Origin of the sequence: Clostridium sp. DFI.1.208 (assembly GCF_024463855.1) — a bacterium.
Lineage (GTDB): Bacteria > Bacillota_I > Bacilli_A > Erysipelotrichales > Erysipelotrichaceae > Clostridium_AQ.
In genome coordinates, this window is sequence record NZ_JANGCA010000047.1 from 17,167 (window position 1) to 30,875 (window position 13,709).

Genomic DNA, 13,709 nt, shown 5'->3' on the forward strand with positions numbered 1-13,709 from the left:
GAGCTGCCAGCTGTTCTCAGGATAAGTCTTTTTTCTTTAACAAGCTTTGTTATTTTCCAATATAGGTGAACCGCGGTGTCAGCACACCGTCAACCAGAATGCTTTCACAAAACATATCAAGAGGGCGTATCCACACCTCCTCATTGCCATATAGCTGTCGGTACACTACATAGCGCTCCAACGTTTCACTATGGGTTGCCACATACAGCACGCTGTAGCATTTCCCTTTAAAATGACGGTATTTTCCGGGCTTTACTTCCATACTCTCCACCGGAATCCCTTCGGCTTCCTTTAAAGGCTTTACAAAAATCGGTACAGCGTATACCGCTTCCTCCAGCCATGCTTCCTCTTCCTTATTTGAAGCATGCACTTCCTCGCTTACAGCCTGTTCATCCTCACGTTCCTTATACAGAATGCAGGCACCCTTTGCGGGAATGGTAAGCTGCAGACTGCCGTCTTCACTCCGATACGTCGTAGCGTGCAGCAAATCCTTCCAGCAGCCCGGTGGAATCGGCAGCTCTGCTTCATAATCCGTATCCGCTACATTGCATGCGATATACAGGCTATCCTGCTCATAGCTTCGACAGAATACAAACTGTTCATTCCGAAGCAGCACCTGTTCATAGCTGCCATGACTACAGGCTTTCAGCTTGTGCACGCAAGAAAGCTGTGCAATGTGTCCGCAAAGCTCCTCTGAATCAAACTCACACAGCTGCAGGCAGGGACGAATATCGGCATCGCTGCCGTTGTGTTTACTGCCCTCGATTGCATATTCACTGCCATAATATATGCTAGGAATCCCCGGCATGGTAAAGAGAATCGTATAAATATTAAACAGGTCCTCTTTGTTTTTTACGGTACTTGCCAGACGGTTCACATCATGATTGTCGACAAAATTATAAAGGTCAAGTGCATGATAGATTCCGCCATTGCCAAACTGACGGTTTAAGGAATATCCGATTTCAAAATAATTCTTTTCATTATGGGAGGAATACAGTCCCTTATAGCATTCGTAATTGGTAACGGAATCCAGCATTTCGGGATTCGCCCAACGGTTGTAATCACCGTGTATGATTTCCCCCATCAGCCAGAAGTCCGGATTTTTCTCTTTGCAGAACGCCTTCAGCCTGCGGAAAAATTCCGGGCGGATACAGTCGGCGGCATCCAGACGCAGTCCGTCAATATGAAATTCATCCATCCACATGGCAACACTGTCCAGCAGATAGCGAACGACCTCTTCATTCTCCAGATTGAGCTTTACCAGATTGTAGTGCCCTTCCCATGCATCATAGGTAAAATCATCATGCAGCGGACTGCGTGCATGAAAGTGCAGATTGGAAAACCAGCTGCAATACCTTGATGCCTCCTTCTTTTCCTGAACATCGCGAAACGCCCAGAAATCTCGTCCGACATGATTGAACACCCCATCCAGTACGATACGGATATCCGCGGCATGCAGCGCATCGCATACCTTTTTGAAATCTTCGTTTGTTCCCAGGCGATGATCCAGTATGCGGTAATCGCTTGTATCATAGCCATGCTCATGGCTTTCAAAGACCGGTCCCAGATACAGGGCATTGATTCCCAGCGTTTTCATATGGGGAATCCAGTCAGCCACCTTGTGTATGGAATGTGTGATCTTTTCCTCATGATACTGTGCTGCGCCAACAAAGCCCAGCGGATAAATGTGATAAAATACTGCTTCTTTGATCCAGCTTGTCATAACTTCACCTCTGCTAATAGTATACCACGGAAGCGGGAAGGCAAAAAGAAAAAGGATGCTTTTTACGCATCCTTGACACATTTATTCTATTGGAATAAAGCGTTTTTCTTCAACCTTGCGGCTTTCCTCCTTCGGGAAGGTGATTTTCAGCTCACCGTTCTCAAAGCTTGCGCGGATATCCTCTTCACGGATTGCATTTCCTACATAGAAGCTTCTTGCGCAGGAACCGCTGTAGCGCTCCTGACGGATAATGTTTCCTTTGTCATCCTTCTCTTCATTGGAACTGTTTTTTGCGGCTGTAATGTTGAGGTATCCATCCTTTAACTCCAGATGGATGTCTTCCTTCTTATAACCAGGCAGCTCCATGTCCAGCAGATAGTTACCGTCTAGCTCACGAACATCTGTTTTCATGCAGCTGTTGCTCTTTGTGAAAAACGGATCCTTCCACATGTCTTCAAATGTGTCTGTAAATACGTCTGGTAAAAATCTCATCATAAAGTCCACCTCTTTCTATCATATTGTATGAATCAGATTTTTCAGATGTGTACAAATATCTGCGGGATGCAACTCAGTATCCATCGCCTCGATTCCGAAAACCATGTCCTGCAGGTATCCTACCTCATCTTCACTGTTATTATATCACATAATTTAGCACTGTCAAGCGCCGAGTGCTAAAAAGATGATTTTTTTCTATCGTATCCTGTGCTTTTTTATCACAGTCTGTTGGATGCACCAGCGGGATTACGGCGCTGTTCTGTTTTATGCTTTACAGGGGCTTGCGGAATGTGGATGCATTGTATATAATGATGAAAAAGAAGGGAAGAAAACGTTATGGCAGCTGTTCTATTTCTGGCGTTAAGCATAGGGATGTTTTATATTGCAGTGGAGCTGGGCGTACGGAAACGCAGGACATTTCTGCATGATTATCATTATCAGAATCTGAAGGAAGAGGATAGCGCCGCCTATCTGCAGCTGATGGGAGTCGGGTTCGCTGTGCTGGGGGTGTGCTTTGTCAGCTTTGCTGTGCTCCTGTACCTGAATGTGCTCTCCCTGCCGGTATTGCTTAGCGGTCTGTCTTTGGGAATCGGTATTATGTTCTATGCCCAGTATCGCTATAATGGAGGAATCTTCAGCTAAAGTAACATAATGGATGTGCTATGGCAAAAATGACAGGGAAAGCGGTTTTACATAGTGATTGAAACTGCGAGAGCCTTGCATGAAACAGCTGCACGCTGTCATGCCTGCACCCTATGCGAAACTATCATAAAAAACAGACGTGCTGTCTGTTTTTTACATCGTTTTTTTCGGTTTCGTTTACTCTACGCTTTATGCGATACTGCTAATTTTCCCTTGTATAAATGGTACGTCCCTCTTTGATGGTTTTCATAACCTGAATATCACGAAGCTTCATTGGGTCAGCCTGCAATGGGTCTTCACTCAGAATCACCAGATCTGCCAGCTTCCCGGCCTCCAGTGTACCCTTGCGATCCTCTTCAAAATACTGGTAGGCTGCGTTAATGGTCACAGCCTTCAATGCTTCCAGAACACTGATGCGCTGCTGTTCACCAAGCACGATTCCATTCTTTGTAATACGATTGACCGCTGTCCATACACTTTCCAGCATATCCGGCAGAATTACCGGGGTATCCTGATGGAAGGTGAAGGGAATGTGATTTTGCAGGGCACTGGCGGTACAGGAAATGTTTTCTGCCCGCTGCTTTCCAAAATTAACAAGGTGTACATCCCCCCAGTGATATACATGGGCAACGAAATAGCTCGGCATGACACCAGTTTCCTTTAGCTGCGGCAGCTGATCCGGACGCAGGGTCTGAGAATGTACCATGACCGGACGGGTATCTGTGGTTTTCTGTCTGCTGTGATGAAAGCCATTCAGCATCTGCTGGCTGGCGGCATCTCCATTGCAGTGCACCAGCAGCTGGCGGTGTTCATCCAGCGCCTGCTGCACGTAGCCGTCAACCTGCTCATCGGTATAAATCGGATAGCCGCAATACTCGCCACTGTTTTCATATGGCTTGCTCATCCATGCCGTCTTGCCCTGTGGAGAGCCATCCAGAAACAGCTTATAGCCGCCGATGCGGAAGTGATTCCTGTATTCCTTGAGGTCCTCTCTTTTCTGTACAACATCGCTGTCCTCCACGATATCCACGTATGCTACCATATCCAGCAGCATCTTATCGTCGCGGCCAAGGCGCTCATAGATATCCACCTCACTCTTATGTGCAAAGCCCTCCTGTGCTGTCGTAATACCTAAGCTGGCATATATTTTCTGTGCCTCTACTGCATATGCATCGATATTCTCCAGACTCATGACACGTTCACCGGGACCGCGCATGAAGGTGACCTCTTCCATATACCCGTTCAGGTGTCCCTGCTCATCACGGCCATAGCTTCCACCCTCCGGATTCTTCACGCTGTCATCCAGACCATAAGCCTGCAAAGCCATGGTATTTAAAACTCCCATGTGAAAGGAGGAGTGCGCAAGAATGATGGGATGCGTACTGCTTGCGGCATCCAGCTCGTGGCAGTTTGGATGCCGATGCTCGGCCAGTGCATTGTGATCATAGCCAAAGCCCATCACCCATTCTCCATCCGCTACCTGCTTCTCCTTGATATAGCGTTTGATTTCCTCCTGAATATCCGCAACACAGGTACAGCTCTTTAATGGAACAAACTTCAGAGTATTCGCAAACTGCAGCATGTGGGAATGCGCATCTATAAAAGAGGGCATCAGGCAGGCTCCCTGCAAATCGATTCGCTCACAAGCTGCCTCGCATAGAGGCTCCAGCTCCTTTTTTGAACCGACTGCCTGAATACGGCCGTCCCTGATCAGCAGTGCCTCACTGTATAATTCGTTTTCCTTCATCGTAAGGATGGTACCATTTGTATATAATTTCTGCATCTTTCCTCATCTCCTTATCATCGATGCATGAATCTAAGCCTGTTCTTTTTTTGTAATCGTTATGCCGCCGGTACTGAAAATACATACAAGGGAAAGGATTCCCAGGACATACAGGGCATACTGTGTGGAATGCATACGGGCCTGGGCATTCAGATGGACAAGCTCCTGCTGCTCCTGTGGCTTCATCGTAAGATCAGACAGTGAAGCGATAAAGGCCTCATCCGACATAAAGCTTACATTTTTTGCTTCCTCCTGCTGTACAAGAGAAGCGCAGAGCAAGGTATCCTTTTCCATACTGCTACCCAGATTGGCATTGATGGTGAAGATCATAACCATGCCAAGCACGGCAACACCGATTGCCTGTCCGACATTTCTTGCGGTAGCCTGTATGCCGCCGGATTGCTGGGCATCTCGTTCATTGACAGCCAGTGCCACCACGTTACTCGCCTGTGCGCTCAGCATTCCCTGACCGATACCGGCAATGATCAGCCCGATATACATACCGATGGATACCCCATGCTCCTGCAAAGAGAATGCCATGGGAATTACGGATGCGGCAAGCAGAATATAGCCGATGCGAAGAATCGTTTTCGGATGTACCTGCGCCGCATATTTGGGAACCCCCATGGATGCTACAAACATCGGAGCACCGACACAGATCATCGCAACTCCTGTTTGAACGGCATTGAACCCGCCGACAACCTGCAGGTAGGGATTTACCAGCATAACGGTACCTCCCAGATACAGGAATACGATGGCACTGGCGAACAGTCCTGCGCGCACCTGTGCGGATTTCAGAAAGGAAGAAGGAAGCAGGGCGCAACCGTTCTTCTGTTCAATGCTTTTTTCCATGACGACCAGAAATGCCAGAATGACGATACCAAGCAGAGCCAGTGGCAGAGAAGGGGATATTCCGAAAAGCGTAAACGGTGCCTGCAGCGGTGTGATAAGACCCCATACGGATATCTTGGAAATTCCGATCAGGAACAGGAAGAGACCGATGGCCGCAACAATCGTCCCGCGTACATCCATTTTCAGCTTCTTGGCGGAGCGCTCAACCTCGGGGATTGCCATCGAACCGATGAGAATCAGGAAAAAGTAAACGGCAAGTGCACCAAAGGCAATCCGAAATCCAAAAGCATCCAGCAGAAAGCCGGCTACGATCGGACCGGCAGCTGCCGCAATTCCGGTAGCGGCACCGATGGCACCAAATGCGAAGACACGCTCCTTTCCGCTATAGATACCCGGAATCAGACCGAGTACAGAAGGAATCATAAAGCTTGCGCCCAGACCGACCAGCAAACGGCCGCCCCAGGTAAACATAACAACATTGGTGGAGATAGCCAGCATGACCTCTCCGATGATGGCAAGGATCACACCGATGCGAAAGTTCTTCTTCCATCCGATGATGATTCCCAGCATACCACCGGCAACCATAAAGGCTCCGGCACATAGCGAATATACCATATTGGCAAGCTGAATATCGTTCATACTTGCATGCAGTGCAGAGATCAGCGCGTTCGTTGCGACACTGAGTACCGCATTATCCCCTGAGGTTCCAATCTGTGTGAACATCAGAACAATCAGCGGGAGATATAACATCTGTTTCTTTTGTTTTTGTACAGTTTCCATAGCTATTGCCTCCTCAAATACTTACTTTCTATACCATAGACCATTATAGGCCTGTCCAGGACGTTGTTAAGTAGCAAAATTACCGTAACTGTGGTAAAATTCTTACAAAGAGGAAAGCGGGAGATGTATGAACCAGCGACAGCGAAAACTGCTTCTGTATCTGCTGTCACAGAAGCATTATCAGCCAATTCAGGAATTATGTGAGGAATTCGGCTTCAGTGAGAAAACGATACGCAATGATATTAAGACAATCAACACATATCTGCATATGAATAAGGTAACATCCCGGATTCAGACCAAGCGGGGAAGCGGTGTGCGAATGTATCTGGAGGAGCAGGAGGAGGAATATGTCCGCTATCTGCTGGAATCCAGAGTGCTGGAAATCAAGCCAGATCTGGACAGGTTTTATCACGGTATGATATATCTGCTGTTTCATCAGGAGTCGTATACGATGGATACGCTTGCCGATGAATTGTACACCAACCGTCTTCAGCTCAAGGAGGATTTGCTTTGCTGGGAGAGTATGCTGCGAATATTTCATTTGAACATCACGAGGGGAGCGCATCTGCATGTCGCAGGGGAGGAGCGTCAAATCCGGTTGTTTGTGTTGTATTATTTTTATCAGCGTGCGGATAAGGCGATGATGATGAGCATTGAGCCGGTATTTTTGCAGGAGCATCAGTCGCTGTTTCGCACGATTCTTCGGCTGTATGAGGATGCCTATGGGTATCGCTTTACGGCGAATGCGCTGCATCACTTCAGCATTTATCTCGGTATAATGATGAAACGTATACAGATGGGCTGCGGTCTGCAGGAGCAGCAGCCTTATGCGGGAAACAGACGGGTGCATACCCTGCTTCAGGATTATTTCCATGTGGATGTAAACGGCGGGGAAATGCGGTTTCTGGAACAGCTGATTGAAAGTGGAGCACGACAGTGGAATAGAAGCATGCTGCATCAATTTGAACTGCATGAGGAAACCAGACAGCTGAGTGCGCGTTTCTTTGCTTTGCTGAAGCAGGAATATCACGGGGAGCTGGACGAGGAGCTTCCGGTTCTCTTTTCCATTCTGTTACAGACAGCGATGATACGAAAGCGTCATGCGATGCGGGTACTGCATTATAATGACACACAGGTAAAATATGATTCCATGGCGGAGTTCCTCAGTGTTATGCGGCTGTTTCATAAGGATGAGAAGCTTCGAGGGCTACAGCTGTATGAGAGTGAGTATACACGCTTATCCATGCTTTTGCTGCCGTATTTTCATCAGCTGGATAAACAGGTGCGCTTTCGTGCGGGACTGATTGTCAACTGCTCCTTGGAGCTGGCATATTATGGACGTATGCGAATCAGTGAAGCACTGCCGAATATTGATATTGTGCGGATACTGACGGAGGATGAAATTGATGCAGCTCGTTTTGAGGTTGATTTTTTCATAACGTTTGATTATCTACATAAGCAGGTGCCCAATGTGGAAATCAGCAGTATCATACAGGACAGTGATATTCAAAAGCTTCAGCTTTATCTGAAGCAGCTGCGTCAGCAGCGATCTGCACTGCAGCCGATTCCCTTATCTGCTCATGTTCATCATGCCGTTGATGAGGATGCTCTTGTTTCCTATCTGTTTCAGCGCTTTCATGAACACTGCAGGACTGTTTCGTATGAGGAATTTACCGCCATGCTTCCCATGCATCGGCTTCTGCTTCGTGACTGTATGCTGGTGGTGTTGTATGATGAGCGGATCAGCGAATCCTTTGTGTCCATGCTTGAGCTGAAAAACCAGCTGTATATTGAGGGAAAGGGAATCCGTCAGGCTTGTCTGGCAGGCTTTGTTCATACCTCCTATGAGCACTTGCAGGAACAGCTGATGCAGCTGAAGGAGCATCTGCGCAAACAGCTGCCGCATCTGACATAATAAAACAGAGAGGCCAAATGCTGCATTCTGTTCACCGCCGTATGCATCCGCTGCTTCCCATATTGTATACACAAAAGGCACAGGATCTTTGAGCTCTTGCTTACCATAGGGTAGCTGTAAAAAAAGATTTCAAATCTATTGGAGATACAATAGGTTTTGAAATCTTTTATTTTCTTATTCGCCAAAAATCGAGTTAGCACCTCTTTGGGATGCTGTGCTTTTATGATTGCAGGATAACTTTTGAAGTATCCCTGTCCTTCTGTATCATCGCATTGCCGCTTTTTCCTGCTTAGCAAAGTTGCAACAGCGATGCTATACATCACTGAGCTTTTTGCGTATGTCCGCTTCACAGATGTCACTTATATGAAGTGCCGGCTTTCCAAGATAGTAGCCCTGTACAAAGTCGACCTCCATGTGAATCAGCTGCTGCAGCTCTTCCTTGGTTTCCACACCCTCTGCGATTACACGGATATGCTGGCGATGGGCAAAGGTGATCATGTTTTCAACCAGCCGCTGTCTGTTTTCATCCTTATGAATATCGCGAACAAACATCATATCAATTTTGATATAATTTGCTGCGACATTTAAAAGTGTGGAATCATTGCTGTAGCCGCTTCCGAAATCATCAATCGCAATATGGGCATCCCAGCGCTTCGCAAACTGCTGCTTGGTTTCCAGATAATGCTGTTCGATTTCATCTGTTTCAATCATTTCGATGACCAGCAGCGGCAGATACTCTCTGTATTGCTGTTCCAGATTTTGTGTCAGATCATCCAGCATCGGAATACTTGGAATGGAGTTGATGAACAGGCGGGCCTTTGGAAAGGAGGTGTGGAAGGCTGCAAATTGAGCAATCGACTGCGTCCAGGTCATGAATTCCACACGGTAGAGCTGGCTCTGTGATCTGGCAACACGCAGAATATCCACCGGGGATGTGATAATGGTACTACGCGGACGCATCAGTGCTTCAAAGGCGTATATCGTTTTTGATTTCAAATGGACGATTGGCTGATATGCATAGCTGACCAGATTATGATCCAGTATTTCATTCAGTTCATTGCGGCCGCTGAGCAGCAGCTTGTCCTTATGATAGGTGCTTGGCTGGAATTCCTCGATACCGCCCTTCTGTGTACTCTTGATGGAATACATGGCAAAGTCGGCATATTTACTGAGCGTATCAAAATCCTGTGCATTCTTTGGATACCAGGCGATGCCTGCGGATAGGCGGATGCGGATATCCTCCTCACCGGTGAAGGTAAGGCTACCGGCATTGATTTGCCGATGCATCCCCTCAACAATGGTACGAATTTCACTTTCCTTTTGATAATGATGGAAGAAGACGAGGAATTCATCCCCTGCCATACGCGATACGATACAGCGGGAGGAGGAGAGCTTTTGCAGGTAACGGGCAGTGGCGCAGATGAGCTGATCACCGGCATCGTGTCCATAGGTGTCATTGATCACCTTCAGGTTATCAAGATCCCATAAAATCATTGCACAAATACCGCAGGTATCCTGACTCAGCACAGCTTCCACACGGCTGCGGAAGGCTCTTCTGTTAAAGAGCTGTGTGAGAACATCATGATCGCGTTCATAGGTCAGCTTGCGTTTTTCGCGGATTTCGTCACTGACATCCATAACGACTATGACATGGGTTCCCTCATGTCGGGAAAGGATGAAGCGCAGCCATGTTTCCTGTTCATCCAGCTGATGAGATACCACATAGGTGTGTACCTGTCTGTCATCCTGCCATTCCTCTTTTTCTTCAAAAATCTCAATTCGTTTTTTAAAGACTTCGATTTCCTTTCTGAATTCCTTACGTGTATAGGACGTTCGTTTTCTGTTTTGAAAGCAGAGCAGATGCGGAATTTCCTCTGTACAGTAAATGAGTCCGGAATCATAGACCTCAATGGCGCCGATTGGCATATCCAGCGCATGAATGACCTGAGAGAGTCTGGATTCCGCAGTGGATAGATTTCGGCTTAGCTCCTCAATGGAGGACGCAAGCTCATCAACCTCCAGTATTTTCACTCTTGGCAGATGCATTTCATCATTCGGATCGAAATTTTTCAATACCTTGGCAAGCTGTGCAATCGGATGTGAGAATTTCATGCTCGTAAAAAATGCGATGATGAAGGCGAGCAGTATCGAGCCCAGCATTGTCCAGAGAATGGTTTTCTGAAGACGAATCGCACTGCTGTACAGTGCATCGTATTCCAGCGTACCGATCAGATACCATTCCTGCTCGACAAAGGGCGTGTTGCTTTCATAAAGATGCAGCTGTTCCTGCTGCATGACAAGCTTTTGATCGCCTATCGTCAACGTGGAGCCGCGTTCTCCTGCGGCATCCTTCAGCCTGAATTTCTTTCCGATCGGAAACAGACTGCGATAGGTGGGACCATTGCTGTATACCACCTCGTAGGTGTCGGTATCCTTTTGTTTGCATGCCAGCAGATAGGCGTTGCTGGAATCATCGTTTAATTCTTCATAGGGAAGATACTTCTTTAGAAAATCGAGGGATATTTCCACACCTGCAACACCGTACACCTCATGGTCAGCGCTGATCAGAGGAAAGGAATAGGTGATGAACTCGGTTTCATTATCCTGCATACGAATGCTCGTTCCCCAATAGCCGTAGCTTTTTATATCTTCCGTTGGATCGTCTTGTGCCGCCTGATAGGGGCGGAAGTAAAAGCTGTCGTTCAAATCCTGTTCTGACAGCTTCATGGAGGTTTTCCACTCAGAATGCAGGGAATAGCCTGCTTTTTTCAGAGCTGCCGCATTGCCAAAGCGTGCGATGATATCACTTTTATCGTTATAGGTGTCACCCGGGGTTCCATCCGTCAGATAATAGGCAGGATAATAATCTGTATGAAAGACATCCCTATCAAATATAACATAGGAGCCTGTGATGTATTTCAGCGTGGAAAAGGCGTCCATTTGCTTCAGTATGGATGAGGGCAGCTCCTCGCTGTGCTGCTTGGCAGAAGCCGCTTGGTATACCTTGTTACATTCCTGTAAAAGCTCCTTGTAAGTATCCTGCTGATACAGATCGGTAGCCATGATTTCCTGCAAATCCGATACCCTGAATTTCACCCGCTGATGAAAGAGGTGATAAGAGATATCCTTCAGATTGCGGATGGTACCACCGGCAAAAACCGTTCCCATGAAGATCAGACAGATCGCGGCACCGGTCAGCGTGAGCGTGATCAGCAGCCTGCGAAACAGGGAATTCTTCTGCATTATGCATCACTGTCCTTCATCTTCTCGTTAATATCCTTTGTAATCTGTTCAAACCATGTATTGAAATTTTCATCGCTGAGATACGGCTTCCAGGCTTTTTCGCGGCTGTCACCGTTCTTTACTGCATGTTGAATCTGACGGGCATCTGCGGCGCATTTTTCGTTCAGTGCCGTTTCCAGATAATTGCGGATTTCAAAGCTTCCGTTAAATGATTTCTGCGAGGTCAGGGTACTCTTTGAGACCGTTTCCATCGAGGTTTTGACGATATCTCTTACAAGCTGATTCGCAGTAACCTTTTCTGCTTCCGTAATGGAATTCCAGGAGTCAAAGGAGTTTGCTTCCTTTTTCACCGGCAGATAAGAGGATTCCGCGGAGAACAGCGTATTTCTTTCCTTTTCCGTAAACCATTTTAAAAACTGAATGGACGCATATTCGTGCGCTTCATCACTTTTACTGACAGCCATACCTGCGCCCTGTGTGATAGCATAGCTCTTTTTTCCGTCAAAGTTGGGAACCTGGCGTACGATATATTCTACTGCATAGCTTGTTCCATCATCGCTGACGATTTCCTTCGGGAAGAAGGTTGCCCCTGCTGAGGAGGCAACACAGGCGATGACATCCTCGGTTTTCATATCATCACTGGCAAACCGCCCGTTTTTGGTATAGTAGCCCTTTACAAACGGAACATAATACTGATCCCAAAGCTTGCGCATCGTTTCTTTGCTGACTGTGAAGGAGCCGGTGTGCCCGGTTATGGAAAACAGTGGTGTACCCAGCTGCTCACTGCCGGCATTGAGATAATTCATGAGGGCATCCCTTGCGAAGAAGGCTTTCCCTTTGCTGTATGTATAGTATTTCTCACTGACCTGAGCAAGCCCCTCCCACGTATCCAGATCGGAAAGCTTTACGTGCTCCTTTTTCGCAAAGTCATCCCATATATTTTTATTGATAACCATGACCTCCGTTGCCTTGGCTATCGGGAAGATATTGACATCATCATGATTGTGCAGAATGCCGTCCTTCATATAATCATCGACATATTCCGCCATTTCCTTATCCGACATATAGTCATTGATGGAAACGAGCTTTTCCGCCTTCTCCATATCCTCCGCCGTATCTCCATAGGAGGCAAAAATATTCGGGAGCTCCGGAGCATTTACCTTTTTCTCCAGAGAGCTTTTTAAATCTGCGGAAATGTTGGAAATGCTTCCCTTTGCGACAGCGTCCACACTGATTCCCTGCTTTTTCCCCTGTGTTTCATTAAATTCATCGACAAGCTCATCAAACGCCTGCTTTTGTGAACCACTGTAATAATGCCAGAGTGTCAGCGTGAGCGGCTTATCCGGATTCAGTCCGTGATCGTTACCGGAACATCCCTGTAACACAGCAGCAGATGACAGGAGCAGACATGCGGCTGCGAGTCTGAGTTTTTTCATGAAGATATCCTCCCTTGTTATGATTTATATCCACTCCATTATACCACATAATATCTTTATAATGCTTTCTACATAAGGAAAAGCTGACATTTATGAAAAAAGTTGTTCCTAAACGGACAAGGTTAGGGACAATGGGGGGATGAGAAAGCAGGGGATGGGACGTTTGTGCTACGAATCAGCAGCCAAATTCAAAGAGCATCTGCACAAATATAGGAGATTTCATAGCTGGATTTCTCTTTACAATACTACCGTTTTCTGATTCTCATTATGCTAATCCTTGCATAGGAATACGCTTGTTGATTTTTTTTCTGGAAAATTTCAGAGAAGGGATTGCAATTATCACAGGATATGTTATAATATTAAAGCATTTGCGGGCGTGGTGAAATTGGCAGACACGCTAGACTTAGGATCTAGTGCTTCGCGCGTGCAGGTTCAAGTCCTGTCGCCCGCACCATGTACAAAGTACTCTTAAACATTTAGCATAAGGCTTTAAGAGTTTTTTTGTGCTTACACCTTAGGAAATCATAATTCTGTCCGAAACGCTCCACAGCCTTTTGAATGCATGCAGAATTGTACGAATAACAAGATATATTCATACCTTCATACTGCTTTGTATATGCAGGGCAGATACAGGCATGAGGTGGATTCACGGCGATTGCTGATAAGGTGGAATGAGGAGCGCATGAAGAACATAAAAAAGGGCTGTTCATGTCCAGCCCAATGGCATCAACCTAAGGAAATTTGGTTGATGCTATTTTTTATTCCTATCAGAAATCACTTCATTAATCGCTCACTATCGTTGTAGTTAAGAGTATATTATATAAATATTTTTTAATATAT

At 46.6% G+C, this 13,709-nt stretch carries 8 protein-coding genes and 1 tRNA gene; 3 read left to right on the forward strand and 6 right to left on the reverse strand.

The window, feature by feature from the left end; translation table 11 throughout:
* Positions 1–49: 49 nt before the first annotated feature.
* Together NE665_RS18695 and NE665_RS18700 are read right to left on the reverse strand one after the other, a co-directional pair.
* Positions 50–1,723: a DUF1653 domain-containing protein gene (locus NE665_RS18695; RefSeq protein ID WP_117444696.1), complete on the reverse strand. Its 1,674-nt coding sequence runs from the start codon at positions 1,721–1,723 to the stop codon at positions 50–52.
* An 81-nt stretch (positions 1,724–1,804) separates the two neighbouring features.
* The gene (locus NE665_RS18700; RefSeq protein WP_117444695.1) at positions 1,805–2,218 is read right to left on the reverse strand and encodes an Hsp20/alpha crystallin family protein; all 414 of its coding nucleotides are present in this window, start codon (positions 2,216–2,218) and stop codon (positions 1,805–1,807) included.
* 336 nt (positions 2,219–2,554) lie between these two features.
* Here NE665_RS18700 and NE665_RS18705 point away from each other — a divergent pair, with 336 nt between their 5' ends.
* Positions 2,555–2,860, forward strand: a complete 306-nt coding sequence (locus NE665_RS18705) for a hypothetical protein (protein ID WP_117444693.1) — start codon at positions 2,555–2,557, stop codon at positions 2,858–2,860.
* A gap of 202 nt (positions 2,861–3,062) precedes the next feature.
* Here the strand turns inward: NE665_RS18705 and NE665_RS18710 are convergent, their stop codons facing one another.
* Positions 3,063–4,643 (reverse strand): amidohydrolase, encoded by a 1,581-nt coding sequence (locus NE665_RS18710; protein ID WP_117444692.1) that lies wholly within the window; start codon positions 4,641–4,643, stop codon positions 3,063–3,065.
* A gap of 33 nt (positions 4,644–4,676) precedes the next feature.
* Positions 4,677–6,275, reverse strand: coding sequence for an MFS transporter (locus tag NE665_RS18715; RefSeq protein WP_117444691.1), 1,599 nt, complete (start codon positions 6,273–6,275; stop codon positions 4,677–4,679).
* Between the two features lie 127 nt (positions 6,276–6,402).
* Here NE665_RS18715 and NE665_RS18720 point away from each other — a divergent pair, with 127 nt between their 5' ends.
* Positions 6,403–8,190 carry a helix-turn-helix domain-containing protein gene (locus tag NE665_RS18720; protein ID WP_117444690.1) on the forward strand — a complete coding sequence of 596 codons (1,788 nt, stop codon included), beginning with the start codon at positions 6,403–6,405 and terminating at the stop codon, positions 8,188–8,190.
* 312 nt (positions 8,191–8,502) lie between these two features.
* On the opposite strand, the gene NE665_RS18725 is transcribed toward NE665_RS18720, so the two are convergent.
* Both NE665_RS18725 and NE665_RS18730 read right to left on the reverse strand, forming a co-directional pair.
* A complete protein-coding gene (locus NE665_RS18725) occupies positions 8,503–11,433 on the reverse strand; it encodes a bifunctional diguanylate cyclase/phosphodiesterase (RefSeq protein WP_117444689.1) in 2,931 nt (976 codons plus the stop codon).
* Entirely contained in the window at positions 11,433–12,869 is a 1,437-nt protein-coding gene (locus tag NE665_RS18730; RefSeq protein ID WP_117444688.1) for an extracellular solute-binding protein, read from the reverse strand. Before NE665_RS18730 ends, NE665_RS18725 begins: the two co-directional genes overlap by 1 nt.
* Positions 12,870–13,239: 370 nt before the next feature.
* On the opposite strand from NE665_RS18730, the gene NE665_RS18735 reads away from it, so the two are divergent.
* Positions 13,240–13,323 (forward strand) — tRNA-Leu (locus NE665_RS18735).
* The last annotated feature ends 386 nt before the right edge of the window (positions 13,324–13,709 follow it).